The 25,339-nt window shown below is 42.2% G+C and carries 25 protein-coding genes and 2 riboswitches; of the genes, 16 read left to right on the top strand and 9 right to left on the bottom strand.

Annotation, left to right across the window (positions count from 1 at the left end; translation table 11 throughout):
• Nucleotides 1-51 precede the first annotated feature (51 nt).
• Nucleotides 52-531, top strand: coding sequence for an acyl-CoA thioesterase (locus SporoP17a_RS08750; RefSeq protein WP_083034300.1), 480 nt, complete (start codon nt 52-54; stop codon nt 529-531).
• Nucleotides 532-883: 352 nt separating this feature from the next.
• On the opposite strand, the gene mscL is transcribed toward SporoP17a_RS08750, so the two are convergent.
• Together mscL and SporoP17a_RS08740 are read right to left on the bottom strand one after the other, a co-directional pair.
• Nucleotides 884-1,270: a large conductance mechanosensitive channel protein MscL gene (gene mscL / locus SporoP17a_RS08745; protein WP_083034299.1), complete on the bottom strand. Its 387-nt coding sequence runs from the start codon at nt 1,268-1,270 to the stop codon at nt 884-886.
• 34 nt (nt 1,271-1,304) lie between these two features.
• Entirely contained in the window at nt 1,305-1,961 is a 657-nt protein-coding gene (locus SporoP17a_RS08740; protein ID WP_167693403.1) for a phosphatase PAP2 family protein, read from the bottom strand.
• Nucleotides 1,962-2,564: 603 nt separating this feature from the next.
• Here SporoP17a_RS08740 and SporoP17a_RS08735 point away from each other — a divergent pair.
• The 4 genes from SporoP17a_RS08735 (at nt 2,565) to SporoP17a_RS08720 (ending at nt 6,820) form a co-directional block, all read left to right on the top strand.
• On the top strand, nt 2,565-3,611 hold the full coding sequence (locus tag SporoP17a_RS08735; RefSeq protein WP_083034297.1) for a Delta(5) desaturase DesA: 1,047 nt from the start codon (nt 2,565-2,567) through the stop codon (nt 3,609-3,611).
• Nucleotides 3,612-3,727: 116 nt separating this feature from the next.
• Nucleotides 3,728-4,855, top strand: a complete 1,128-nt coding sequence (locus tag SporoP17a_RS08730; protein ID WP_083034296.1) for a sensor histidine kinase — start codon at nt 3,728-3,730, stop codon at nt 4,853-4,855.
• 5 nt (nt 4,856-4,860) lie between these two features.
• Complete coding sequence (locus SporoP17a_RS08725; RefSeq protein ID WP_083034295.1) at nt 4,861-5,472, top strand: response regulator transcription factor; 612 nt, start codon at nt 4,861-4,863, stop codon at nt 5,470-5,472.
• A gap of 55 nt (nt 5,473-5,527) precedes the next feature.
• Nucleotides 5,528-6,820, top strand: coding sequence for a D-serine ammonia-lyase (locus tag SporoP17a_RS08720; RefSeq protein ID WP_156890606.1), 1,293 nt, complete (start codon nt 5,528-5,530; stop codon nt 6,818-6,820).
• Between the two features lie 182 nt (nt 6,821-7,002).
• On the opposite strand, the gene thiW is transcribed toward SporoP17a_RS08720, so the two are convergent.
• The 4 genes from thiW to thiM are packed head-to-tail and all read right to left on the bottom strand — an operon-like array spanning nt 7,003 to nt 9,764.
• On the bottom strand, nt 7,003-7,488 hold the full coding sequence (thiW, locus tag SporoP17a_RS08715; protein ID WP_083034294.1) for an energy coupling factor transporter S component ThiW: 486 nt from the start codon (nt 7,486-7,488) through the stop codon (nt 7,003-7,005).
• An 11-nt stretch (nt 7,489-7,499) separates the two neighbouring features.
• The gene (gene thiE / locus SporoP17a_RS08710) at nt 7,500-8,159 is read right to left on the bottom strand and encodes a thiamine phosphate synthase (protein ID WP_083034293.1); all 660 of its coding nucleotides are present in this window, start codon (nt 8,157-8,159) and stop codon (nt 7,500-7,502) included.
• Entirely contained in the window at nt 8,159-8,974 is an 816-nt protein-coding gene (thiD, locus tag SporoP17a_RS08705) for a bifunctional hydroxymethylpyrimidine kinase/phosphomethylpyrimidine kinase (protein WP_083034292.1), read from the bottom strand. Before thiD ends, thiE begins: the two co-directional genes overlap by 1 nt.
• 19 nt (nt 8,975-8,993) lie before the next feature.
• A complete protein-coding gene (thiM, locus tag SporoP17a_RS08700; protein WP_083034291.1) occupies nt 8,994-9,764 on the bottom strand; it encodes a hydroxyethylthiazole kinase in 771 nt (256 codons plus the stop codon).
• 62 nt (nt 9,765-9,826) lie between these two features.
• Nucleotides 9,827-9,929: riboswitch (TPP riboswitch) on the bottom strand.
• A 192-nt stretch (nt 9,930-10,121) separates the two neighbouring features.
• On the opposite strand from thiM, the gene SporoP17a_RS08695 reads away from it, so the two are divergent.
• The 3 genes from SporoP17a_RS08695 (at nt 10,122) to SporoP17a_RS08685 (ending at nt 13,517) form a co-directional block, all read left to right on the top strand.
• Nucleotides 10,122-11,318: a DUF3238 domain-containing protein gene (locus tag SporoP17a_RS08695; RefSeq protein ID WP_083034290.1), complete on the top strand. Its 1,197-nt coding sequence runs from the start codon at nt 10,122-10,124 to the stop codon at nt 11,316-11,318.
• A 258-nt stretch (nt 11,319-11,576) separates the two neighbouring features.
• Nucleotides 11,577-13,118: an aldehyde dehydrogenase gene (adh, locus tag SporoP17a_RS08690; protein WP_083034289.1), complete on the top strand. Its 1,542-nt coding sequence runs from the start codon at nt 11,577-11,579 to the stop codon at nt 13,116-13,118.
• A 42-nt stretch (nt 13,119-13,160) separates the two neighbouring features.
• Nucleotides 13,161-13,517, top strand: coding sequence for a DUF779 domain-containing protein (locus SporoP17a_RS08685; RefSeq protein ID WP_083035982.1), 357 nt, complete (start codon nt 13,161-13,163; stop codon nt 13,515-13,517).
• A gap of 99 nt (nt 13,518-13,616) precedes the next feature.
• On the opposite strand, the gene SporoP17a_RS08680 is transcribed toward SporoP17a_RS08685, so the two are convergent.
• A complete protein-coding gene (locus tag SporoP17a_RS08680; protein ID WP_083034288.1) occupies nt 13,617-14,018 on the bottom strand; it encodes a thiol-disulfide oxidoreductase DCC family protein in 402 nt (133 codons plus the stop codon).
• A gap of 172 nt (nt 14,019-14,190) precedes the next feature.
• On the opposite strand from SporoP17a_RS08680, the gene SporoP17a_RS08675 reads away from it, so the two are divergent.
• Together SporoP17a_RS08675 and SporoP17a_RS08670 are read left to right on the top strand one after the other, a co-directional pair.
• Nucleotides 14,191-14,391 carry a hypothetical protein gene (locus SporoP17a_RS08675; protein WP_083034287.1) on the top strand — a complete coding sequence of 67 codons (201 nt, stop codon included), beginning with the start codon at nt 14,191-14,193 and terminating at the stop codon, nt 14,389-14,391.
• A gap of 137 nt (nt 14,392-14,528) precedes the next feature.
• The gene (locus SporoP17a_RS08670) at nt 14,529-14,930 is read left to right on the top strand and encodes a hypothetical protein (RefSeq protein ID WP_156890548.1); all 402 of its coding nucleotides are present in this window, start codon (nt 14,529-14,531) and stop codon (nt 14,928-14,930) included.
• Between the two features lie 227 nt (nt 14,931-15,157).
• On the opposite strand, the gene metH is transcribed toward SporoP17a_RS08670, so the two are convergent.
• Nucleotides 15,158-18,595, bottom strand: coding sequence for a methionine synthase (gene metH, locus SporoP17a_RS08665; protein WP_083034286.1), 3,438 nt, complete (start codon nt 18,593-18,595; stop codon nt 15,158-15,160).
• Nucleotides 18,576-20,435, bottom strand: a complete 1,860-nt coding sequence (locus tag SporoP17a_RS08660; RefSeq protein ID WP_083034285.1) for a bifunctional homocysteine S-methyltransferase/methylenetetrahydrofolate reductase — start codon at nt 20,433-20,435, stop codon at nt 18,576-18,578. Before SporoP17a_RS08660 ends, metH begins: the two co-directional genes overlap by 20 nt.
• Before the next feature lie 83 nt (nt 20,436-20,518).
• Nucleotides 20,519-20,630, bottom strand: a riboswitch (SAM riboswitch).
• A 164-nt stretch (nt 20,631-20,794) separates the two neighbouring features.
• Here SporoP17a_RS08660 and SporoP17a_RS08655 point away from each other — a divergent pair.
• The 6 genes from SporoP17a_RS08655 (at nt 20,795) to SporoP17a_RS08630 (ending at nt 25,158) form a co-directional block, all read left to right on the top strand.
• Complete coding sequence (locus SporoP17a_RS08655) at nt 20,795-20,992, top strand: hypothetical protein (RefSeq protein ID WP_083034284.1); 198 nt, start codon at nt 20,795-20,797, stop codon at nt 20,990-20,992.
• Between the two features lie 129 nt (nt 20,993-21,121).
• Nucleotides 21,122-21,721: a biotin transporter BioY gene (locus tag SporoP17a_RS08650; protein WP_083034283.1), complete on the top strand. Its 600-nt coding sequence runs from the start codon at nt 21,122-21,124 to the stop codon at nt 21,719-21,721.
• Complete coding sequence (gene bioB / locus SporoP17a_RS08645; protein WP_083034282.1) at nt 21,721-22,722, top strand: biotin synthase BioB; 1,002 nt, start codon at nt 21,721-21,723, stop codon at nt 22,720-22,722. The genes SporoP17a_RS08650 and bioB overlap by 1 nt, the downstream gene beginning before the upstream one ends.
• Nucleotides 22,723-23,046: 324 nt before the next feature.
• Nucleotides 23,047-23,517 (top strand): CtsR family transcriptional regulator, encoded by a 471-nt coding sequence (locus SporoP17a_RS08640; protein ID WP_083034281.1) that lies wholly within the window; start codon nt 23,047-23,049, stop codon nt 23,515-23,517.
• A gap of 11 nt (nt 23,518-23,528) precedes the next feature.
• A complete protein-coding gene (locus SporoP17a_RS08635; protein WP_083034280.1) occupies nt 23,529-24,080 on the top strand; it encodes a UvrB/UvrC motif-containing protein in 552 nt (183 codons plus the stop codon).
• Nucleotides 24,070-25,158 carry a protein-arginine kinase McsB gene (locus tag SporoP17a_RS08630; RefSeq protein WP_083034279.1) on the top strand — a complete coding sequence of 363 codons (1,089 nt, stop codon included), beginning with the start codon at nt 24,070-24,072 and terminating at the stop codon, nt 25,156-25,158. The genes SporoP17a_RS08635 and SporoP17a_RS08630 overlap by 11 nt, the downstream gene beginning before the upstream one ends.
• The last annotated feature ends 181 nt before the right edge of the window (nt 25,159-25,339 follow it).

The following is a 25,339-nucleotide window of genomic DNA, read 5'->3' as shown; positions in this document are numbered from 1 at the left end:
CCTTCTTTTATGTATACTTGAATGAACGTACTAAAAAAGGGAGTTGTCGTAATGTCTGAACAAAAACCGATGAGCGAGTCAAGAACCATTCAAAGTAAGTTGGTCTTACCGCCGGACACGAATCATATTGAATCAATCTTTGGAGGAAAAGTTCTCTCGTATATCGATGAGATTGCAGCTATTGCAGCTATGAAACACGCAGGTACTAGAGCTGCGATTACCGCTTCAATTGACTCTGTCGATTTTGTATCTCCAGCCTTATTGGGTGATGTCATTGAACTCGAAGCAGTAGTCACTTCCGTCGGTCGTACATCTATGGAAGTTTTTATTTCCGTTCATTCTAAAAACTTGGTAACAGGTGAAGTGAGATTGACGACGGAATCATTCTGTACGATGGTTGCGGTAGATGACACAAATCGTCCAATTCCCGTGGCGGAAGTGTATCCCGAAACGGAATTAGAAAAACGTCTTTTCGATACCGCACCTGCACGACGTGAACTTCGGAAGCAGCGGAGATTGATGAAACATTAATAATAGCGCGTAGAAGAAATGAGGAAACCGTTTCTTACACGCGCTATTTTTATGAAAACTTCCTATATAATCGTGTATATAAAAACAGCAGTGGATGAATAGGCCATAGCCCGTTCATTCACTGCTGTTAAGTTGTATTAGTTATTACTGCTGAACGTACGGACTAGTCCAAGTACTGTTCCACCAAGAATAAACGCAAACAATGCATACATGATATAGACGAACCACATGAATATCCACTCCTTTGATCAGTATCCTGCCTATAATTGTAACACCTTGACAGGCGCGTTGCAATGGACTTTGTAAGACAACTGTGGCGGCTGTGCGACCGAAAGAGTGCGTAGTTGCTATTTTATCGTTTGCTTTTTAATAAATCACGGATCTCAGTAAGTAATTCCTCTTTTGTATCCAATGGTTTTTCTTCAGGTTCTTCTTCAACTGCCTCTTCCGGCTTCATTTTCAATTTCATAAGTACTCGTAAGAAAATGAAGATTGAACCTGCGACAATTAAGAAGTCAATAATAGATTGAATGAATAGACCGTATTTAATTACAGCGTCACCAATTGTATAGCTCAATTCTGAAAAGTTCAGTCCACCTAATAAAATGCCAATCAGTGGTGTCATAATGTTTTCGACTAAAGAAGAGACAATCGTTCCGAAAGCGGCACCAATTACAACACCGATGGCCAAGTCAAAAATATTCCCTTTAAACGCAAACTCCTTAAAATCCTTCCACATAGAAACAACCTCCTTATATAAACATGATCGTGTGTTACTTGGTTTGTAGATTACCTGACTTTTGTCGTTGGAGTCGTTGATAGAATGCAATGGATGCGAACAGCCAGACTGAACTAGCTAGCACACCGCCGACTATATCGCTTGGGAAATGAACACCCAGGTATATTCTACTGACTGCAATCATGATAATCATCATAGTTGCAAGAAATATAATCGCAACTCGGCTTCCTGAATTCACTACATTTCTCCATACGATATAAGCAAGTATTGTATAAAAGCTGAATGCCATCATCGTGTGTCCGCTAGGAAAGCTATATCCGCTAATGTCGATTAGACGATGAAAATCAGGACGTTCCCGTTTAAAGACGAATTTAAGTACTTGATTAAGAATGCCTGTACCAGCTAGTGCTATAGCAAATAATACCGCTTGGGCACGATGTTTCTTCCATACCAGAACACCAAGTATCAATAAGGCCAACAGAACAACCGATGTAGTAGAACCGATGGTAGTAAATAGTTTCATAATAGACGTCACCCCTGGAGACTCCGCGCCTTGAACAAAGTCAATGATGGGTTCATCAAAATTAGAGATAGATTGTACATGAATCGATCTCGCAATATAGGCGAAAATGCCGGTAAATAGAATACAAATAATCCAAACGAATAATAAACGAAGTGATAGTTCGCGCATGGTATACATTCCTTTCTATAGTTGTATATTCTGAAGGATTGTAAAATGAATGTACAGTGAAATGGAGGGGGTTATGGCGGTAAATGTCGAAGTTTTGTGGGGTGAGTAGAAGGCACCTTTATTAGATGCGGCATAGGACAATTTCAGAAACGTAGTTTTCCCAAGCAGTCGCCTTCGTTGCATTAGGTGTACGGCAGTTCGTATACTTCTTTTTCAAAAATAGAAGATCCGTAACACTACATCACTGATTTTATTCTAGTTAGAACCACAATCAAAATAAATACCACTCAGTAGCGCAGGCACAACTGCGGGGTAGGCCGTGGCCAGGAGACAACTGGCAGCACCACCGCCAGCTAGCTTCTGGCTGTAGGCAATCCCCCACGTGTCTGTGCGGGTCCAGAAAGCGAACACTCAGTAACTTCAGTCCCCAACAACCAGTCGAGCAACGAACTAACTCAACTCAACGCATAGTGTAATCTGACTGCCTGTCCCAATACATATGACATTTGTCATCTCAAAGTCATGACATCTATGTCTACCCCTCCCATCGAATACAAGTTATTCTTAATGTACTAGCAAACCCAATAGGAGGGAAATTCAAACATGAGTAAAGAACAAACGAAGCAATTGCACAAAGACGTCGCGCCTTTTGCGAAATCTGATTTGAAAAAGAGTATTGTTCAGATGATCAATACAATTCCGCCAATATTCATCTTATGGTTCCTGGCTTACCAAAGCTTGAGTGTATCTGTCACATTAACGGTTGTGTTGTCAATCGTTGCTGCGTTCTTCGTAGTTCGCACATTCATCATCTTTCATGACTGTACGCACGGTTCATTCTTCCGCAATAAAAAAGCGAATAGCATTGTAGGAACAATTACTGGCGTCTTAACATTATTCCCATATGAAAAATGGAAAAGAGAGCACTCGATTCACCACGCAACTAGTTCAAACCTAGACAAACGCGGTGTTGGAGATATCTGGGTCATGACTGTGGAAGAGTACAAAAATGCCTCGAAGTTCGAGCGTTTCAGCTACCGTGTTTACCGTAACCCTATTGTGTTGTTTGGATTTGGACCTTTATACTTGGTACTGATCTCAGGTCGTTTTAACCGTAAAGACGCGCGTAAGAAAGAGCGTATGAATACGTATTTAATTAACATCATTTTAGTTGCAGTATATACAGTGTTAATCGTAGCGATTGGTTGGAAAGCCTTCTTGCTAATCCAAGGTACTATGATGTTCACAGCTGGTGCCCTTGGTATTTGGTTGTTCTACATCCAACATACATTCGAAGATTCTTATTTCGAAGAAGAAACAGATTGGGATTATGTTAAAGCAGCAGTTGAAGGAAGTTCATACTATCAATTGCCACGTGTTTTACAATGGGCAACAGGCAATATTGGATTCCACCATGTACATCACTTGGCACCACGTGTACCAAACTATAACTTGGAGATGGCGCATGAATTAACACCGCCATTGCAAAAAGCAACAACGATCACATTAAAAACTAGCTTTGAATCTTTACGTTACCGCTTGTATGATCCAAATAATAAAAAATTCATCACATTCAAAGAGGCAAAACAATATTCATTCAAAGAGAAGTTGTCAATTGATTTAAAACCAAAACGTACACGTTTATCTTAAAGTGGCGAGAGAGGGAGCGATCCTTCTCCGCCTTTTTATTTTGTCTATATACCCTAAAAGAGCTAGCAAAGAAAATATTTGGTACAATAGAATGAAAAGGACGGCGATGAGAACTGATGTATAGTTGGTATAGTATTTTCCCTAAAAGCCCATGGCTCAGTATTTATGCTTGGGTTGTATTTTGTATTTTGCCTTTCTTTTTTATTTTACGAAGTGCATCTCCATTTAACTTAGCAATAGGCATCATGTTATTAGTGTTATTTTTCCTTTCCTATTATTTTTCGGCCAAATCCAAAAGCGGTCTCATGTATATGTGGATCAGTTTTGAAATTGTCATTACAGTCGTAATGACGTTACTATTTGGCTATGTCTATCTATCGTTGTTTATTGCGTTCTCTATTGGAAACATTAGAAGACCAGTAGGTTTTTTTATTATTTATGGATTACATATTGCAATCTTAATCGCAGCGATTGTTGCTGGGTTCTTTCTTGAAATCGAATTATTTTTACCACAAATTCACTTTGTTATTATCACAGTGATCGGTGTAGTCCTATTACCATTTAATTTGTACAATCGTCAAAAACGAGATCTACTTCAAGATCAGTTGGAGGTTGCTAGGGAACGGATATCCGAACTGATGATCATTCAAGAGCGTGAGCGTATTGCACGGGATCTCCATGATACGCTTGGACAGAAGTTATCCATGATCGGTTTAAAGAGTGACTTGGCTTCTCGATTAATGGATCGGGATATCGAGTCTGCAAAAGTAGAAATTCAAGATATACGACAAATATCTAGTACGGCATTAAAAGAAGTACGAGTTCTCGTCAGTGGTATGCGACGTGTGAAGCTTAAAGACGAATTGATACGGGTTCAGCAAATGCTGAAGGCAGCTGAAATCGAAGTGGATATAGAAGGTAATCCGAATTTCCCTGACGTGTCTCCTATTGTAGAAAATGTACTCGTTATGTGTTTAAAAGAAGCCATTAACAATGTAGTGAGACACAGTTATGCAACGCAATGTTGTATCCTATTTGAACAAACAGAAAAGGCATTTGTTATTCGGATACACGATAACGGTATAGGTATCGCGCAAAATGGCGTAAATTTACCAGGTAACGGACTCGATGGTATGAAGGAACGATTGGAGTTCATCAACGGTAAACTGTCGATTAAAAGTGACAATGGAACTGATTTAAAAATCGTTGTACCTGCTGTTCTAAAACAAATTAAGGAGGGGTAAAGTTTATGATCCGCATTGTAATTGCAGAAGACCAAGGAATGCTGCTCGGTGCGCTAGGGTCGTTGTTGAACCTGGAAGAAGATATGGAAGTAGTAGGCAAGGCCAAAAATGGTCAGGAGGCAGTGGATTTAGTCAAAAGTCTTCAGCCTGATATATGTATAATGGATATTGAAATGCCGATTAAAACCGGTTTGGATGCAGCGGAAGAATTACAGGATACGGAGTGCCAAATTATAATTTTAACGACGTTTGCTAGAGCGGGTTATTTCGAACGAGCGCGTAATGCAGGCGTTCGTGGCTATTTGCTCAAAGACAACCCGATTGAAGAGCTAGTGAAATCGATTCACTCTATTATTGAAGGACGTCGAATTTATGCACCGGAATTAATCGACATGGCATTTGATATGAAAGAAGAAGAGCAGAATCCATTGACTGAGCGCGAAGTCCAGGTACTTAAACTGGTATCGGAAGGCAAAACTACGAAACAGATTGCAACTGAACTGTTTTTATCACCCGGAACTGTCCGTAATTACATCTCCACGATACTGGATAAACTCGGCGTGCGTAATCGAATTGAAGCTATTACGTTATTTAATGAAAAAGGCTGGTTCGAATGAAATCTGTTCAGGCATACATTCATAACAGGGGAGTGATGGGTAAGTGGATAAAATCATGCAAAGTGAGTGGCTTGTAAAACTGCCTCTATTACAAAGTGTGATCAAGAAGAAGGAAGTATTATGGTGTAACCCTCTCGTCGAACCGGTAGCAGCGGGTTTGTCGAAGACGCATCTGTCAAAAGATGATATAACTGACGCCAGCGATCGTCTAGAGAGATTTGCTCCCTATTTGGCGAAAGTTTTCCCGGATACGGATAAAGGCATTATTGAATCCCCCTTGACACCAATTCCAATGATGAAGCGAGAACTTGAAACAACGTATGCTGTCAATATTCCAGGCAGGCTATTATTAAAACAAGATAATGCGTTGCCAATCTCTGGTTCAATCAAAGCGCGTGGGGGTATTTATGAAGTGCTGAAGCACGCAGAGACACTTGCGATAAATAGCCAGTTGCTAGATAATGCAAAGGACTACAGCCAATTCGATACACCGGCATTCCGTGAGTTGTTTGCAATGCACAAGATCGCAGTAGGCTCGACGGGGAATTTAGGGTTGAGTATTGGCATTATGAGTGCGAAACTTGGTTTCGATGTAACAGTGCATATGTCAGCTGACGCTAAACAATGGAAAAAGGACTTACTGCGCTCAAAAGGCGTACATGTAGTAGAGTATATGGATGATTACAGCAAAGCTGTAGAAGAAGGCCGGCGTCAGGCGGAAGCGGATCCGTCTTGTCACTTTGTAGATGATGAAAACTCTACGGATTTATTCATGGGATATGCAGTAGCAGGAGAACGTCTTGCCTCACAATTGAAAGAACAGAATATCACTGTTGATGAAGAGCATCCATTATTTGTCTATTTACCTTGCGGTGTGGGTGGTGGACCAGGCGGCGTGGCGTTTGGTCTGAAACTGGCATTCGGTGATCATGTGCATTGCCTCTTCGCGGAGCCGACACACTCACCGTGTATGATGATTGGAATGATGACAGGTTTGCATGACCAAGTTTCAGTTGCAAGCTTTGGTCTGGATAATAAAACTGCGGCTGATGGTTTAGCAGTGGGCACAGCTTCTGCATTTGTCGGAAAAACGATGGAACCTTTCTTGACAGGATGCTATACGGTAGAAGATCAGACGTTATTCATGCTTTTGAAAAAGTTGGCGGATAGTGAAGGCATATGGCTGGAACCTTCAGCGCTGGCGGGTATGATGGGGCCTGTTCAAGTGACGAAGTCTAAATTACCGTTGGCGGACTCCAAATATGCAACGCATCTCGTATGGGGAACGGGAGGGAATATGGTACCTGAAGACGAAATGAAGGACTATTATAATCATACGAGGAAATAATACATGCTATTTCCCGGGAAATCGACAAAAGATCCGCAGGGAATATTCTCTGCGGATCTTAGCTTTTAGAGTATGTAATTTGGAAGCGTGAAGACATCGTGAATCAACAGGCACATCGCATTCATTTCGATGTACAAAATTCCATCCTGACACTCGCCGCTTCATCTTTCATCTTGGTTGTACTATAAACCTTTGAAAAGCTTCAGCTTCAAAAGTCTCGGAGCTAGCAACAGACCTATAATAGTTCCGCTCACTGTCGACACAAGAAAAGGAGGTAGGAAGAAGAAAGCAGTTACCGTTGTGCCCATCAAAATTTTTGCATATGGCACCGCAAATAAAGGCGCGATCAAACCCGTACCGATCACCTCTCCAATACCAGCACTCCAATTCTTTTTGATACGCTGATAGAATACGCCCGCCAAAAATGCCCCGATCATCCCGCCTGGAAATGCGAGCAGTGAGCCTGTTCCCGTCAGTACACGTACGAGCCCTGTCATAAACGCTACGATAACAGCTGCCCCCGGACCCATTACAATCGCTACTATGACATTCACAGCATGCTGTATGGGATATGCTCTGGCGATACCGGCAGGAAATGAAACGAATGTAGAGCCAGCAACTGCGATTGCGACAAACATTGTCATAAAAACCATTTTACGTGTATTCATACGGACCTCATTCATCCTTGCAAGGAGTGAATTATCTTTGATAAATCACTTGCTGCATAGTGTGGATCTTTAGCCGAAGCGATAGCAGACACAACGGCTACACCATCTGCTCCTGCCTGGATAATAGAGCCGGTAGTAGATGGCGTAATTCCACCGATAGCAACAATCGGCATATCAGGGAATACAGCGTGAACTTCTTCTATCAGAGTAGTACCTACAACAGCCGAAGCATCGGGTTTAGTTGACGTCGGATAGATCGGACCCAGTCCTATATAATCCGCGCCAATTGATTGTGCAAGTCGAACTTCTTGTACATTGTGAGTTGAAACACCTAGCCACATATCCGGACCGATTCGCTGACGCACGCTGTCTGCCTGTTCGTCGTCTTGTCCTACATGAACTCCGTCTGCATGAATGGCCAATGCCAGATCCACATCGTCATTGACGATGAAAGGAACGCGATACAATTTGCAGAGTTCTTGACACTTTTTGGCAAAAACGAGTAAAGCTTCACCTTCAAGTGCATGTAATCCTTTCTCACGCAACTGAAAACATGTGACACCACCCTGAAGAGCCGCTTCTACTATTGCCAATGGGTCCTGATTTCCTGAGTTCGGTGTGCCCATAATAAAATAAAGGCTTAATGCTTTTTTTACTTCCATATTTCGCATTAATGCATCTCCTTTTTTAATTCAGCGTATGCCCAGTGATTTGTTGGGCCGTGTCCTGACCCGATTTTCAAGCCATGTTCAATCGCAGCTTGTATGAATTGTTTCGCTTCAGCAACTGCATCCGGTAAGGAATAGCCTTTTGCTAGGAAACTCGTCAAAGCTGCCGCGAATGTGCATCCGGTCCCATGTGTATCTTTAGTATGGATCCAAGGTGTGGTCACAGTGAATGACTGACCTTCTTTGTCAGCGTAATAATCTTTTGCCTCTAGCACATCATTGCGGTGACCGCCTTTCATAACAACAGCTTTCACTCCCATATTGATAAAGGCGGTTGCGGCTTGCCGAATATCTTCATCTGTCTGTATTTCCATTCCGGTCAGCACTTCCGCTTCGGGTATATTCGGTGTCACAATTGTAGCCAGTGGTAGTAAATGTTCTTTTAGCGCTTGAAGTGCCTGTTGTTGCAATAAAGATTGTCCGCCCTTTGCAATCATGACGGGGTCAATGACTAAAGGAATTGGGGGATATTCTTTTAATAGTGTAGCTACTTCAGTAATAATTTCAGCCGAAAACAGCATGCCGGTTTTACAGGCTTTTACATCAAAGTCATCAAGCACGGCACGTATTTGTGCTATGACTCCGTCTGTCTGTATTGGATACACACCGTGAACACCGTGAGTGTTCTGAGCAGTCACTGCGGTTATGGCAGAAGTCCCGAATACACCTAGCTCCTGAAACGTCTTTAAGTCAGCCTGAATTCCTGCACCTCCTCCGCTATCCGAACCAGCAATGGTTAATGCCACTTGTACTGTCAATTGAAAAACCTCCTGTCTATTATGCTAAAAATGTTTTTGAATCGCGATCCAATGTATGTAATGTATTTAAGAAGTTTACAGCAAAGTCTCCAGGCCCGCGGGAAATTTTTGCTGTTTGTTCACCAGCCCGTTTATAAAATGAGAGTGCATCTGCTACGGATTCCAAAGGGTTTTCCATTCCTACGGCGAGAAAAGCACCTGTGACAGAACTGAGTAAACACCCAGTACCCGTAATAGTAGTCATCATGGGATGGCCGCCTATAATGGATAACATGGAATGGCCGTCCGTGACTATATCGACTTCGCCTGATACTGCGACGAGACAATTGTATTTGCGTGCAGTCTTTTTCGCGATATCTTCGATGTCTGCTGAACCTTCACCTGCATCGACACCTTTGGCGGTCCAAGGGATATCTGCAATCGCAGCAAGTTCTCCTGCATTACAGCGGATCAGTGTAATATCGACTTCCTCTAGCACTTTCAACGCGCTAGCTTTACGAAAAGGTGTAGCTCCAGCACCTACTGGGTCTAGTACGACAGGTTTCCCTGCTGCGCGAGCGCTGTTTCCAGCGAGAATCATGGCATCCACCGTCTGTTGCTTTAACGTACCGATATTTAAAATACTACAGGCAGCAATTCTTGCGATATCTTCTGCTTCTTCTACTGCATCCGCCATAACAGGAGAAGCACCTAGTGCTAATAAACCATTTGCCTGGAAATTTGCGACTACAAAATTTGTAATGCAGTGAACGAGCGGTTGTTGTTGACGAAGTTGTTGAATAAGCTGCATGTTTCTATTCCTCCTATTAAAGGTATATATACAAAAAGCCCATGCGTGGATGGGCGATTGGGTATGAAAACTACCCACTTTCCTCCGCTAGAATGTACTAGATCAGGTTCAAAGGGTTTGCATACTTGCATCTCAGCCAAAAAGAAGGCACCCCTAGTGGTGGCTATGTATCAGACGAGCTCATTATATCATATACATGAAAAAGGTTAAAATAATACTGGTATAACGAGATGGAAGTACTCGAAAATGAGTGATTGCGCATAGAAGAACAGGTATAACTATATGCTGAATGTTACATAATTATCTGAAGGCGTATAACTGTTTCAGATGAAATAGATAAAAGGGAGCAGATCGCAAATGAAGAAATTATTCGAAATTCAACAGATGGATCATTCATTGGATGATATATCGTTTACATGGAGTGATATTGGTGGTTATTACCGTGTCTATAAAAATGATCGGCAAGTATATGAAGGGACGGCTCCGAATTTTACGGACGGGGAGCTAGATCCGTCACATCCTTTCCAATATATAGTAGAACGGGTAGAGGAAGAACGGGTTCAAGATGTAATCGTGATCCAGACTTCGGCCTTGACAGAAGTACAGAAAGATGAACATCCTTTACAACGCTTAGTAATTACAACGATTGCCGCTTCATCGCAAATTGCCCTTTCGTGGGAATGGATTAAAGATGTGGAGAAGTTCGATATTTACCGTAACGGTCAATACCTCGAGACAATTACTGATAATCGTTTTATTGATCGCGAGGTAAGTTCTTCGGAGCCAGTGGTATACAGTGTTTCGGCAACGCGTCCGTTGATTGACAGCAATCAGAAAATGAATGTTAGTAAATCGATTGTATCAAAAGTGTATGAAGGAATTATGCCTCCAAATCCTGATAATAAACCAACAGAAGAAGTGTATACCTTTTCTGTGCGAGTTAAGCAACGAGATCGATTACTAAAACCGGTGGCCGACAGGGAAAAACAAAAAGAAGTGAAGCGATGGAAGTTCCGCTATACAACATTTTTAAAGGAAGATATCATAAAAAATCCGAATCTCTTCTCACCAATCCCATACTTTACAGGGGATGATCGGGATTTCAATCCTGAAGGAAAAAGTTTTCGCACCCGTGTGGATATAGAAGGAAAGTTCATTGGAAGAGACAATGCACTACAATTTACGAAAGCAACTGGACCATCCATTGGATTGAATTATATGAAACGGTATAAGCGTCATGACCATGCTTCTGTAGATGGTATAGAAATCGAGAGGTTGGAAGGGGACTCGACTGAAGTTCATTTTGCGATCAACCACGACGTGGGCAATCCACTGACCGCCTCACCGCCTATACATTACGAAATGAAAGCTCATTTGGATGAACAAGGGAACCTAGATCTAGTTGGCTATCATAATGATGCGCCTCATCATGAAGTCTACCTAGCGCTTGATGATGAGGACTGGCGCGCGCTACATCGTACGGAAAGTGAAGGATTAGCGTATTTGACAGGCGTACTTGGGGACAATTATTGGCGTTATATGACGTGTAATTAATGCAGGTGTAAAATAGTGCTATCTTTAGGCTTTGTTCAGTTTTATGTACGGCTATATAAATAACTAAATACTTTCAACTAAATACTGTTAAAAGTATTTAGTTGAAAGAAATAGATTATTCCGCTAGAATAAAAGATAACACATGTAAGCGCATTCAATTTGCATAAAGCTAGTTAGAGATTCGTATAGTATCTCTGTGTGCAAAAGTGATTGTACTAGAATAGAAGAAAAATGAGAGAACAGGGAGTGTGACGTAGTATGGTACAAGCTTCAGAAAGTCAGGTTTATGCAAACCCAAATACAGAAGGTTCAAAGGTTCAGTTCAAAAAACGCTATGATAACTTCATTGGTGGCAAGTGGACAGCACCAGTAAAAGGCCAGTATTTCGATAATACAACGCCAGTTACCGGAAAGGTATTTACCCAGGTTGCAAGATCTACAGAAGAAGATATTGAACTGGCTCTAGATGCGGCTCATGCAGCAAAAGATGCATGGGGGAAGACATCAGTCACTGAACGTTCGAATATTTTACTGAAGATTGCCGATCGTATCGAAGAGAATTTAGAAATGCTAGCTGTAGCTGAAACGTGGGATAACGGAAAAGCTGTTCGTGAAACATTGAATGCTGACCTTCCACTTGCAGTAGACCATTTCAGATACTTTGCTTCTGCAATTCGTGCGCAAGAAGGCGGAGTAAGCCAAATCGATAACGATACGGTAGCTTACCACTTCCATGAGCCATTAGGTGTGGTAGGTCAGATTATTCCTTGGAACTTCCCGATTCTGATGGCAGTTTGGAAACTTGCTCCGGCATTGGCCGCAGGAAACTGTATTGTGTTAAAGCCTGCTGAGCAAACACCCGCGTCTATATTAGTATTGGTTGAGTTAATTGAAGACTTACTGCCGGCAGGAGTTTTGAACGTAGTCAACGGTTTTGGATTAGAGGCAGGAAAACCACTAGCATCCAATCCGCGCATCAACAAGATTGCATTCACAGGCGAAACAACAACTGGCCGTCTAATCATGCAGTATGCTTCTCAAAACTTAATTCCGGTTACATTGGAACTTGGCGGGAAATCTCCGAATATTTTCTTTGAAGATGTAATGGCGGAAGACGATGCATTCCTTGATAAGGCAATTGAAGGTTTCGTTATGTTCGCATTAAACCAAGGAGAGGTCTGTACATGTCCATCCCGTGCATTAATTCAGGAATCCATTTACGACAAGTTCATGGAACGCGCACTGGAGCGTGTTAAAGCGATCAAGACAGGAAATCCATTGGATCCAACGGTTATGATGGGTGCTCAGGCATCTACTGAACAACTAGAGAAAATCCTTTCTTACTTGGATATCGGAAAACAAGAAGGTGCAGAATGTCTGACGGGTGGAGAACAGAATAAACTCGAAGGGGATCTTGCAGAAGGGTATTATGTGAAGCCAACTGTATTTAAAGGACATAATAAAATGAGAATCTTCCAAGAAGAGATCTTTGGTCCTGTAGTAGCGGTTACAACATTTAAAGATAAAGAAGAAGCGTTAGAAATTGCGAACGACACATTATATGGACTAGGTTCAGGCGTATGGACACGCGATATGAATACGGCATATCGCTTTGGACGCGGAATCCAAGCGGGACGTGTGTGGACGAACTGCTATCATGCGTATCCGGCACACTCTGCTTTCGGAGGTTACAAAGCTTCGGGTATCGGACGTGAAAACCACTTGCAGATGCTAGCGCATTATCAGCAGACGAAAAATATGCTCGTTAGCTATGACGAAAGTAAACAAGGGTTCTTTTGATCGAATCTGCCTGGAGGATCCGAAGTGAATGGAGGAATTCCTATGCCAGATCGAGTAATCGCAACAGAAGAAGCGTTGGCTCTTATAGAGTTATTAAAAGATAAACATGGGCCACTGATGTTTCATCAGTCCGGTGGTTGCTGTGACGGGTCCTCCCCGATGTGTTACGAAGATGGAGATTTGATTGTAGGCAATCAGGATATCTTGCTTGGCCATATCGGTGGTATGCCGTTCTATATGATGAAAAGTCAGTTTGAGTACTGGAAACATACACAGCTGATTATTGACGTAGTCGATGGACGAGGTGGAATGTTTTCGCTCGAAGGAGTGGAAGGAAAACGTTTCCTGACCAGATCTCGGGCCTTTACTGATAAAGAATATAAAGAATTAACTTCATGAAAAAAGCCTTCCTTTAAGTAGGAAGGCCGGGACTGAAAACAACTCTAGGAACATCGGAGGTTGTTTTCAGTCTTTTTAGTATAACTGGATATATATTCTTTACGAGATAAAACGTTGACGTTCTTCAGGTGAGGGGAGCATGCAGGATAACTCCTTTTTGCCGAACCATTTATATCGGTTTGTTGAAATATAATCGTAAGCGATGTCACGGATTGCTGGTGGAATGACTACGAATAGAAATGCCAAGTGCCATAAACCATCCAGCTTTTTTGCAATCCGTAAAGCCGCACCCGACTTTGTATAGGCTTTGCCATTTTCAATCAATACTAAGCTATCTACATTATCGGGAATTTGATAGTCTTTCCGAAGTTTTCTTCCTACGTCATCTTGTAACGAGGCGAATGAAAAGTGTTTGTACGGGTCACGTTTAATAATAAATTGCACGCTTGCGTCACAGAAGTTACATTCACCATCAAATAGTATAATTCTGTTTCGTTTCATATATATTCTCTCCTTCAAAAATAGATGATATCGTACTATACCCACATAGCATTCACTTCACTCATGAATAACGAATTGACTAATTTGAATTGTTAGATTATTGGTGTATAATAGAAGATGAATAGACTGGCTTTGTCTTATATATCATATAAAGAAGAAAGGGTGAAAATGTATGGAACGTCAATACATCCATCCAGCTGAGCTGGAGTTGCGTCGAGACTCTGACTTTTTACGTTCTGAGAATATGGTAGGCGAAGGTGCTCCGGTCCATGGTGCGTTAAATGAGTGTAAAATGATTGTGAAGAAGCTTGAATCAATAGAAAATAGTCTAGGCTACGAGAAGCCCTCTATACCAAGAAACTGTGAGTTGTAGCTAGCCTATCATGAATAAAGCAATATCCTTTATCTAAGTAGGTAAAGGATATTGCTTTTTATTTTTCACTATCCTATGTCGCTAGCCCGTAACAAATCGATTAGCTTGCATGTAATAGGGTATAAGGAGGTGGAGAAATGAATCAAAGACATTGTGGAATGTCAGGTGGACATCATCAGCAAGGATGGGGACACCAACCACATCACGGGATGCAAGGTCAGCATGGTATGCAAGGCGGACAGCATCATGGTTTCCAGCCTGTTACTTGCCCGCCACAGTATCGATTTAACGATTGCTTCACTAAGCAAGAAATGCCATTTATTCATCCGATCGTGAATGTAAATCGTCATCACGTGGTCGGTGTACCGCAACATTACTATACAGAAACCACTGAAGACGTTATGGGCTCTACTATTATGCCAGGAAGAGGCCCAGGATTTGGCCCGGGAATGGGACCAGGATTCGGCCCAGGATTTGGACCAGGAGCAGGAGGTATGTGGGGTGGCGGAGGTTGTCACCGTCGTAGAAGATGTCGCTAATCGTCTTATAATATGAACAATCCGCCACCTCTAGTATGTTAGAGATGGCGGATTGTTTTAGTTCTCTCAACGTTTGTCTGGTCTACCCGGCGCTCTTGGCATTTGGGTCATCCAGCTTCAAGCGCCAGACTCTCGGGACGTTTCAGCACTACCAAAAAGGCAAGGAGCGCCTTTTGGGTAGTTCTTCCAACGCCTGTCGAGTCAACCCGGCGCTTTCAGCATTTGGGTTATGCGTTAAAGTATCGTGCATCAGGGTGCGCGAAAACGATTGCTGATACAGATGCTTCTGGTTCCATCATGAATTCTTCGGTTAGGATGACACCGTGATCTTCCGGTTTGATGAGTCGGAAGAGTTTAGCTTGGTCTTCTAAATTTGGACAAGCAGGATAGCCGAATGAGAATCGCTGGCCTTGATATTTAGCTGCGAAACGCTCAAGCATTGTAAAGTCTGTTGGATCAGGGAATCCCCATTGGTCACGGATTTCTTGGTGAATCCTTTCAGCAAAGCCTTCTGCTAATTCCAAAGCCGTTGCTTGGAATGCATGACTTTCGAGAAACTTTCCTTCTGCCTTCAGCTTATTCGCATAATCGCGAACGCCTTTACCAGCAGTCACTTGCATGAATGCAACGTAGTCCATTTCACCGCTTTGTACTGTTTTCAAGTAGTCAGCCAAGCAGAGGAATGGATCCTTCTCTTGGCGGGGAAATGTAAATCGTTCAATTTCAGTTTTTGAATCTTCTGGATCATAAATGATTACGTCATCGCCATCTGCCTGGGCAGGGAAGAATTGATAAATACCAGAAGCTTTCATCTTATCGGACTTCAAGAACTCAGTTACCATCTCGTGAAGTTGTACTGCCCGTTCCTCTTTTCTTTCGAGCATTTTATCGACATTTCCACGTAGACCTAAGTGGTGTCCAATCAGTGTACGCATATTTACATAAGGATGTAAGTGGGCAACCGAGTAATCTTTCACGACCCGTCTACGTAAGTCAGTTGGGGTGAATACAGGAACATCAGTGCGTACCGTTTTCACAGGACGCGGCTTTACTGCAACTGCTGTAGAACCTCGACTTGCTTTAATCGCGTCATTCGTTTCACGTTTCTCAATACTATTCGCTAATTCTTCAAGTAACGCTCCTTTGTCAGTACTTTGAAGACGATTTGCTAAATCAAGACCTTGCATTGCGTCTTTTGCAAAAATAACTGGGCCATCGTACTCGGGGGCGATCTTCGTTTCAGTGAAGCGTCTCGTTAAAGCGGCACCACCAACCATTACGGGCGTATCGATTCCTGCTGCTTTAAAGTCCTGCGCCGTTAATACCATCTGTTGCGCAGATTTTACGAGAAGTCCCGACAGTCCTACAATGTCTGGTTTTTCTTTACGGATCACTTCAATTAGAGAAGCTGGAGTCACTTTGATTCCGATATCTATTACTTTAAACCCGTTATTACTTAAGATAATCTCTACGAGGTTTTTTCCGATATCGTGTACGTCACCTTTTACTGTCGCTAGAATAATCTTGCCCTTCCCGCTATCGTCTTCATTCTTCTCCATGAATTGTTCAAGGTAGGAAACAGAAGCCTTCATGACTTCAGCACTTTGCAGAACTTCCGCTACAATCAGTTGGTTATCATTGAATAAACGTCCAACTTCAGCCATTCCCTTCATTAAAGGACCATTGATGATATCCAGTGGTGCGTCGTATGTCTTCAAAGCGGTTTCCAGGTCAGGAATTAAACCTTCTTTCGTCCCTTCCACTACGTAGTACGCGAGACGTTCAGGTACTGTTTTCGGTATATCATCTTCTGACTTCTCATTTTTCTTCCCACGATAGAAATCCGTGAAGTCTGCTAGTGTTTCATCTGTAGTAGAAAATAGCAAGTCGTTCGCCAGCTTGATTTCAGCTTCTGGAATCGAAGCAAAGCGCTCAAGTTTCTCTGTATTGACAATCGCATAATCCAGACCTGCTTGTGTACAGTGATACAAGTATACAGCGTTCAACACTTCGCGGCCGACGGGAGGTAACCCGAAGGATACGTTGCTGACACCAAGAGTTGTTAAGGTGCGTGGAAGTTTTTCCTTGATTAATCGTATTCCTTCAATTGTTTCCACGGCTGATCCGATGTATTGCGCATCACCGGTACCGACAGGAAAGACGAGTGGATCAAAAATGATATCCTCCGGCGGGATCTTCCATTTATTGACGAGTAAATCATAGGAGCGCAACGCAACTTCCAGCTTACGTTCTCTTGTCACCGCCATTCCAACTTCATCAATCGTTCCGACAACGACAGCTGCCCCATACTTTTTTACTAAAGGAAGTACAGCATCAAAGCGTTCTTCACCATCTTCCAAGTTGATAGAGTTAATGATTGCTTTACCTTGAGAGAACTTCAACGCTTCCGCAATGACATTTTCATCCGTAGAGTCAATGACAAGAGGAACTTTGACTTTTTTTACGACTTCTTTCATGAAGCGAGTCATATCGTACAATTCATCACGGTCAGGGTTTGCGAGACAAATATCCAGTACGTGAGCACCACGTTTTACTTGTGCGCGTGCGATTTCAGAAGCCTCTTCAAATTTTTCTTCTACAATTAATTGTTTGAACTTACGTGAACCGATTACGTTGGTACGTTCACCAATTAATAACGGACGCAATGTATCGTCGTAAAGTAACGGTTCGATCCCTGAAACGGCATGGCCATGAGAAACTTCAGGCATCTTGCGCGGTGCTTTATCTTTTACGACCTCACGTATTGCGCGAATATGATCAGGTGTTGTACCGCAGCAACCGCCAACCATGTTCAACCAACCTTTTTCAGCGAAGCCTTCCAGTTTTTTCGATAGAGATTCAGGGGACTCATGATAATGTCCTTCTTCATCTGGCAATCCAGCGTTTGGATAACAAGTGACATAACTCGTTGCTAAGTCAGATAATGAACGTAAATGGTCGGTCATGAATTCAGGACCTGTCGCACAATTCAAACCGACCGAAAGAGGGTGCACGTGTTCAATGGAAATATAAAACGCTTCAATACTTTGTCCTGCGAGTGTTGTACCCATCGGTTCGATCGTTCCTGAGATCATGATAGGAATTTCGCGTCCAAGCTCTTCAAACGCCTTTTTAATACCAATGGTTCCGGCCTTCACGTTCAGCATATCCTGACTCGTTTCCATCAGTATTAAGTCACTGCCCGCTTCTATAAGCGCTTTTGCCTGCACATAAAAATCATTGGATAGTTCATCAAATGTAATGCCGCCCGTAACCGAAAGTGTCTTTGTCGTGGGTCCGATCGCACCTGCGACAAAACGTGGCCATTCCGGCGTGGAAAACTTTGCTGCACTCTTTTTCGCAATCTCTACAGACTTTGCATTAATTTCATCTGCACGATGCCCGAGTGAAAATTCATTCAATACAAGGGGAGTACCACCAAATGTATTTGTACAAATGATATCTGCTCCAGCTTCTAAGTACTCATCGTGAATTTTCTCTAAAACATCCGGGCGTAACACACTCATGTATTCGTTACACCCATCGTATTCTTCTCCGCCAAAGTCATCCGTTGAGAAATTTTCCGCTTGCAGCATCGTCCCCATCGCACCATCAATGATCAGGATTCGTTTATCTAGTTGCTCTTCAATAGGATGTCTCTGCATGTATTAATTCCCTCTCTTTCTGCTGATCTATTTCCTTAATGTGTTCATACAACTCTAATGTCATATCGTAACGAAGGAATGGTGTGATGAGATACAACCCATTAAAATACTGAGCTGCTGTATCAATCAACTCTTTTGCGATTTCAAGACCCGTTTCGGTTGACTTTTCACGGTCATCTCCGCACTCACGCATTCTATCCAACACATCTTCTGAAAGCTTGATACCGGGTACTTCGTGATGCAGGAACTCGGCATTTCGTATATTGGTTAGCGGCATGATACCAATGAAGATCGGTGTGTCCAAATGTTTTGTTGCTTCATATACTTCGATAATCTTTTCTTTCGTATAAACCGGTTGCGTGATGAAATAGTCGGCACCCGCTTCAATTTTCTTCTCGAGTCGCTGTACGGCGCGATCGATTACACGTACGTTCGGATTGAAAGCTGCCGAAATAGAGAAGCTAGCTTTCTTGCGCAACGGTTTTCCGGAGAATGAAATTCCTTCATTCAACTTCTTGATTAATTGTAATAACTCCATGCTGGATACATCGTAGACACTTGTAGCACCAGGGAAGTCGCCAACTTTTGTCGGATCGCCTGTTACGGCTAGGATATCGTGAATGCCTAATGCATCGAGTCCCATCAAATGTGATTGTAAGCCAATTAGATTATGATCGCGGCATGTCAAATGTACAAGTGGGCGGATATTATGTTGCATCTTAATGATCGAGCCCATCGCCATGTTGCTAATGCGCGGGGAAGCAAGTGAATTGTCCGCCATTGTTATAGCGTCAACGCCTGCGTCATATAACACATTTGCCCCTTTGATATAATCTTCAGTTTCCAAGTGGCGTGGTGTATCTAGTTCTACAATCACCGTGCGCTCTGTTTTGGCTTTTTCGTGAAGGGGTTGATGTTTTACAGGCCTTGCTTCATGAATCACGATAGGTTTTGCCGGTTGCACAAACTTTTTTGTAATAGGTGCTAGTCGCGCTAACTGTGTTTTAGCTGCTTTAATATGCTTAGGCGTCGTTCCGCAACATCCGCCAATCAACCGAACGCCTTGATCACGAAGTAATACGGCAGCGCGTCCGAAGTATTCTGCTTCAGATTCATAGACAATACGTCCATCTTCTACATCCAAAAGACTGGCATTTGGATAGGCGGATAAAAATGCTTTTTCAGGTAATGTAACATTATCGAATGCTTGAATCGTGTGGTAAGGGCCTAAGCGACAGTTGACGCCTACGATATCTGCGCCGAGAGACTCGAGTTGATGAAGTGCCTCGTTTAATGAAAGCCCATTCTGTAAGACACCCGGATCATGCATAGAAACTTGTGCAATCAATGGAACATCCGTGATTTTCTTTAACGTGGTCACAACAGACGATAACTCTTCAAAGTCATAATACGTCTCTAATAGAAGTCCATCAGGGTCACCTGCTAATAAAGCATGGGCTTGTTCTAGTACGACTTTTTCTATTTCGTTTAATGTAGCATCGCTTTTACGTATGCCGCGTACGCCGCCAATTGTTCCAAGAACAAATTGCCCCCCAGGCGCTGCTGCACGCTTTGCAATTTGAATGGCCGCTTTATTGAATTCTGTTACATGACTTTCTAAGCCATAGCGAGCTAATTTGTTCGCATTCGCACTGTAAGTGTTTGTCTGGATTATATCTGCACCGGCTGCGATATAGTCTTGGTGAATTTGCTCTATAATTTCAGGCTTTTCTACGTTTAGTTCTTCATAACAGTAATCAATTCCGTAAGAATATAAAATAGTCCCCATTGCACCGTCTGCCGTTAAGACATTTGTTTGTAGCTTCTCTAGCAATGACATAATCCCATCTCCCCTTTGCTTTTTCTAATCAAAAAAAGCCTTCAAGTATAGTAGAAGGCTTTGTAATCTCAATGACTAGTTCCCTCTCATCTTTTCAGAGTGTCAATTTGACAGACTGCTGGAAGTAGCACCTTGCCTAGATGGCTGGTTGCTGAAGCGTCGACGGGCCAGTCCCTTAGCTTCTCTTGATAAGATTTGTTTCTTATTCAATTATTTTGATTATTCTAACCACATCATAGCCGCTTTGTTGGATATCGTCAAGTGAATGTTTGGTGAAGTTCCGTTTGCGGAGTTAGAGCATAGAGAAATTGCGGCATATATGCTAAAATCAAAGAAACAACTCGAAAAGGTGAGGGACTATGCGATTCTTTAAATACTCATTTCCGATCGCTGTTCTTGTAGGTACGCTTGCTTGGATTATGTTAGGTAACAGTTATGAAGAAGTTGCTTATGATATGCGTGTGTACATTACAATCGCAGCTGCTATATTTAGTGGTTTACTCTCAAGCGTTTTATTTCGTAAAGAAAAAGAAGAACAGATTGATGAGAAAAAATAGGCTGTCAGCGTTGCGCTGCAGTCTTTTTTTATTCATTTTTATTAGTTAACTTAAAAATAAATAGTGTTGACATACGATGTGTTAACCATTAATATTTTTAAGGTAACTAATATAAAAAGAGGTGACATAATGGCAACAGCAACAGAGAGACGACCGGTAAGTAGATTCAGTGCTTTAACTATTGTATACAGCGGGATGTTTGCATCTTTAATGATGATCGGAGCGAATATTACGTCCTTCGTGCCGTTTTTAGTAGTTGGTGGTGTACCGATCACATTGCAAACGTTTTTCGCAATCTTATCAGGATTATTACTTGGTAGTCGTCTAGGTGCATTATCTATGACGGTATATATGTTAATAGGACTAGCAGGCGCACCGGTTTTCGCTAAATTTTCAGGCGGCTTCGGTCAAATTTTAAGTCCAACGTTTGGCTTTATTCTTACTTTCATTCTAATTGCTTATGTAGCGGGAAAGATTGTGGAGCGAAATCAGACCCTACCTGCTTTTATTACCGCAGCGCTAGTTGCCACAGCAATCAACTACATACTAGGTACAAGTTGGATGTATTTTGCGTATAAGATGTGGGCTGCTGCACCCGACGTATTCACTTATAAGATCGCATGGCTATGGATGATGCCCCCACTGCCGAAAGATCTAATTTTAGCTGTGCTGTCAGGCATATTTGCGTTCAGAATATCAAAACACTTGAAAGTGAGGCGTGCACTATAATGTATTACCAACAACTGGCCACTAAAGTACTTGAAGGACATGTGTTAACTGACGAGGAATCACTCGCTATATTAAACAGCCCAGATGAAGATTTGCTATTATTGCTACACGCGACGTACTCGATTCGATCGCATTACTTCGGAAATAAGGTAAAGTTGAATATGATCATTAATACGAAATCAGGACTATGTCCGGAGAACTGTGGTTATTGCGCCCAGTCCATCATTTCAAAAGCACCTGTCGAAAAGTATGCGATGATGAAATCAGAAGAGATACTTGAAGGTGCAGAGCGTGCAGCTGCCAATAAAGCAGGCACCTATTGCATCGTCGCTAGTGGACGGGGACCGCGTGACAGTGAACTAGACATAGTCATTGACTCTGTTAAACAAATTAAAGAAAAGCACAAAGGAATGACGGTATGTGCTTGCCTGGGTATTTTGAAGCCAGGACAAGCAACTCGTTTGAAAGAGGCAGGAGTAGATCGCTACAATCACAACTTAAACACATCTGCAGAACATCACGAAAGTATAACCACATCTCATACATATGACGATCGTGTACACACTGTAGGACTTGCCAAAGAAGCGGGCATATCTCCTTGTTCAGGCGTCATCGTCGGTATGCGGGAAACAAAGCAAGACATTATCTCTATGGCGCGTAGCCTACGCGAACTGGACGCAGACTCCATACCTGTAAATTTCCTACATGCAGTTGATGGAACGCCATTAGAAGGAACATCAGAACTAGACCCACGCTACTGTCTAAAAGTTTTGTGTTTATTCCGCTACATCAATCCTGGCAAAGAGATCCGCATCTCAGGTGGACGTGAAGTGAACCTAAGAAGCCTGCAACCATTAGGCCTTTACGCCGCAAACTCCATCTTCATCGGTGACTACCTCACAACAGCCGGTCAAGAAAACGATCAAGATCAAAAAATGCTTGAAGACATGGGCTTCGTAGTCGACCTCGAACCGTTGCGCAAAGAACCTATTACTATATAAATAAAAAGTGAATGAATAGTTGTATACAGTGACTGAAGACAATCCGCTATAAGGATCTGTTCTTCAGTCTTTTGTTATTCATTCAGTATTCTATTCAGGAAGATGACAATGGTTGATGATAAGTAGAAAGCATTCATCTTATTTTTGTCTGATGACTAATTGAATAATTAATAGCCTGATGTGACAACCTAGCAATAGGTTTCCTTTTAACGTAATAAGGTATACATACAAACAAATGAATTGCATCCCGCCTAATTTCTGCGATACAATCAAGTCAAAGATAGTCAAAGTCAACTAGATGAGCGAGCGAAAAGAGGTGACGAGATGCGTAACATTTCTGACATTATAGAAGGATATTTGAAGTCGATTATAGAAGAGGAAGATAGCGCTTCTATTGAAATCAAACGAAATGAGATTGCCGAAAAGTTCCAATGCGTACCATCACAGATTAATTACGTGATCAAAACTCGGTTTACCGTCGAGAGAGGCTATGCTGTTGAGTCTAAGCGAGGAGGCGGAGGCTACATTCGGATTTACAGGGTGCGTACCAACTCCCGCAAAGACTTACTTGAACAGGCGTTAGAAATTTTGGAGAATGAAGCATCATCCACTATGGCGGAAGATGTCATTATCCGCTTAATTGAAGAAGAAGTCATTACAGAACGTGAAGCTAAACTGATGCTTGCTGCAGTAGGCCGCGCTACTTTGCGTTATATGTTACCTGAGCGGGATGCGTTACGTTCGCGTATTCTTCGCGCTATGTTAGTTACATTAATTTATGAAGAGATAGAATGAGGTGAATTTCAATGCTTTGTGAAAACTGCAAAGAACGACCAGCTACTGTAGTGTTTAAACAAGAAACATCAAATGATGTAATAGAGCGTCATTTATGTGATAAATGTGCATTTTACTCACAAACATTTTCTTTCAGTCCGGATCAAGAACCGTTATCAATACAACAATTTTTAGCACACTGGTTGGGTGGTTCAGAGTTATTTCCGGAACAAAAAGCTGATGAAAGATTACCGGATGGTCCGAAGTGTCCGAGCTGCGGGTTGACCTTCCATCGTTTCCTCGATATCGGGAAGTTTGGTTGTGCGGTATGTTACGAAACATTCAAGGGGCAACTGCCAAGAGTGTTTGCCAAACTGCATAATGGGCATACCCAACACCGTGGAAAGATCCCCGTTTCACTTAATGAACGTTTTGCTTTAAAGAGGAAGCTTGAAGATATCCGGACGAAAATGCAGGAAGCTGTAGAAAACGAACGTTTTGAGGAAGCGGCAACTTTACGTGATGAGGCCAACCAAGTGAAACAGCAACTGTCCGATGGAGGTGATGATCAACATGTCATTTGAAAAATTCATCAAACAGGAACTGACAGGTTGGATGGTAGCGGAAGGTGAGCATGCTGACATCGTCTTGTCCACAAGAATCAGGCTAGCTCGAAACTTACAAGATTATCCATTTCCGATAAGTGCCACGCAAGAAGATGCAAACGACGTAAGCAAAGCATTGAACCAAGCGGTCGAGACGATGCAGGATGATCACTTTACGAGTATTACAATGGAAGATTTGTCTCCACTTGAACGGCAAATTTTAGTTGAGAAACATTTAGTCAGCCCGCAGTTGATCAATCCTAAAAAACATGGATCCGTTTTGCTGTCAGAAGACGAAACGATTAGTATTATGGTGAATGAAGAAGACCATATTCGCATTCAATGTATTTATCCAGGCTTTCAAATAGATCAGGCATATGAACAGGCTGATCAAGTAGATAGCGAACTTGAAGTGAATTTGAACTATGCTTTCGATGAAACATTTGGCTATTTGACAAGTTGTCCATCCAACACCGGTACGGGAATGCGCGCGTCAGTCATGATGCATTTACCGGCACTAACTATCACGAAGCAAATCGAAAGAATTATACCTGCGATATCCAGGCTTGGAATGGTCGTGCGTGGAAGTTATGGAGAGGGCAGTGAAGCGCTAGGTAACATTTATCAGATTTCTAATCAAATCACACTCGGCAAATCAGAAGAGGAAATCTTGAAAGATTTAGAGAGTATTTCAAAACGCTTGATTGCGCACGAAAAGAAGTCACGTGAATTATTATTGGCTAAGTCGGAAGTTCACTTGGAAAATAGATTATTCAGGTCACTCGGTACACTGACCCATTCGCGAATCTTGCCGTCAGCCGAAGCGGCAAAATGTTTGTCTGACGTCCGTTTGGGTATAGATTTAGGTATCATTGAAAATATTGATATGACAATTTTGAATGAATTGATGATTTTCATGCAACCAGGTTTTCTGCAACAATATGCGAAAGAAGAATTAACATCTGATAAACGTGATATCCTTCGTGCACAATTATTCCGTGATCGTCTAGGAATAGAGCGTTCTGCCGCACAAGAAAAAGATAATGATTCGTTATGAGCAAAGTTTTTGCAAGAAAGTCTTATAGCATTTATAATTAATCAAAGATAGTCAAAGTCAATATGCGGATTAGGTTGTATCGCGAACTGACATGAATATATATAGTTATATGAAACAAAGCATTGATGTGTTATTTTGCATAACATAGAATATAGTCCACTGAAGAAGGAAGAGGGGAATG

Source organism: Sporosarcina ureae, from assembly GCF_002082015.1.
Lineage (GTDB): Bacteria > Bacillota > Bacilli > Bacillales_A > Planococcaceae > Sporosarcina > Sporosarcina ureae_A.
The sequence above is the reverse complement of the archived record's forward strand: the minus strand, read 5'-3'. Positions and strand labels throughout refer to the sequence as shown.

Coding starts and splice junctions, on each gene's coding strand:
- thiW (WP_083034294.1), bottom strand. CDS start 7,488: ATGAATACACGTAAAATGGTTTTTATGACAATGTTTGTCGCAATCGCA.
- SporoP17a_RS08640 (WP_083034281.1), top strand. CDS start 23,047: ATGCGTAACATTTCTGACATTATAGAAGGATATTTGAAGTCGATTATA.
- SporoP17a_RS08720 (WP_156890606.1), top strand. CDS start 5,528: ATGCAAAGTGAGTGGCTTGTAAAACTGCCTCTATTACAAAGTGTGATC.
- thiM (WP_083034291.1), bottom strand. CDS start 9,764: ATGCAGCTTATTCAACAACTTCGTCAACAACAACCGCTCGTTCACTGC.
- SporoP17a_RS08655 (WP_083034284.1), top strand. CDS start 20,795: ATGCGATTCTTTAAATACTCATTTCCGATCGCTGTTCTTGTAGGTACG.
- SporoP17a_RS08660 (WP_083034285.1), bottom strand. CDS start 20,435: ATGTCATTGCTAGAGAAGCTACAAACAAATGTCTTAACGGCAGACGGT.
- mscL (WP_083034299.1), bottom strand. CDS start 1,270: ATGTGGAAGGATTTTAAGGAGTTTGCGTTTAAAGGGAATATTTTTGAC.
- SporoP17a_RS08675 (WP_083034287.1), top strand. CDS start 14,191: ATGGAACGTCAATACATCCATCCAGCTGAGCTGGAGTTGCGTCGAGAC.
- SporoP17a_RS08680 (WP_083034288.1), bottom strand. CDS start 14,018: ATGAAACGAAACAGAATTATACTATTTGATGGTGAATGTAACTTCTGT.
- SporoP17a_RS08740 (WP_167693403.1), bottom strand. CDS start 1,961: ATGCGCGAACTATCACTTCGTTTATTATTCGTTTGGATTATTTGTATT.
- SporoP17a_RS08650 (WP_083034283.1), top strand. CDS start 21,122: ATGGCAACAGCAACAGAGAGACGACCGGTAAGTAGATTCAGTGCTTTA.
- SporoP17a_RS08630 (WP_083034279.1), top strand. CDS start 24,070: ATGTCATTTGAAAAATTCATCAAACAGGAACTGACAGGTTGGATGGTA.
- SporoP17a_RS08670 (WP_156890548.1), top strand. CDS start 14,529: ATGAATCAAAGACATTGTGGAATGTCAGGTGGACATCATCAGCAAGGA.
- metH (WP_083034286.1), bottom strand. CDS start 18,595: ATGCAGAGACATCCTATTGAAGAGCAACTAGATAAACGAATCCTGATC.
- adh (WP_083034289.1), top strand. CDS start 11,577: ATGGTACAAGCTTCAGAAAGTCAGGTTTATGCAAACCCAAATACAGAA.
- SporoP17a_RS08750 (WP_083034300.1), top strand. CDS start 52: ATGTCTGAACAAAAACCGATGAGCGAGTCAAGAACCATTCAAAGTAAG.
- SporoP17a_RS08685 (WP_083035982.1), top strand. CDS start 13,161: ATGCCAGATCGAGTAATCGCAACAGAAGAAGCGTTGGCTCTTATAGAG.
- SporoP17a_RS08635 (WP_083034280.1), top strand. CDS start 23,529: ATGCTTTGTGAAAACTGCAAAGAACGACCAGCTACTGTAGTGTTTAAA.
- SporoP17a_RS08735 (WP_083034297.1), top strand. CDS start 2,565: ATGAGTAAAGAACAAACGAAGCAATTGCACAAAGACGTCGCGCCTTTT.
- SporoP17a_RS08695 (WP_083034290.1), top strand. CDS start 10,122: ATGAAGAAATTATTCGAAATTCAACAGATGGATCATTCATTGGATGAT.
- bioB (WP_083034282.1), top strand. CDS start 21,721: ATGTATTACCAACAACTGGCCACTAAAGTACTTGAAGGACATGTGTTA.
- SporoP17a_RS08730 (WP_083034296.1), top strand. CDS start 3,728: ATGTATAGTTGGTATAGTATTTTCCCTAAAAGCCCATGGCTCAGTATT.
- SporoP17a_RS08725 (WP_083034295.1), top strand. CDS start 4,861: ATGATCCGCATTGTAATTGCAGAAGACCAAGGAATGCTGCTCGGTGCG.
- thiE (WP_083034293.1), bottom strand. CDS start 8,159: ATGCGAAATATGGAAGTAAAAAAAGCATTAAGCCTTTATTTTATTATG.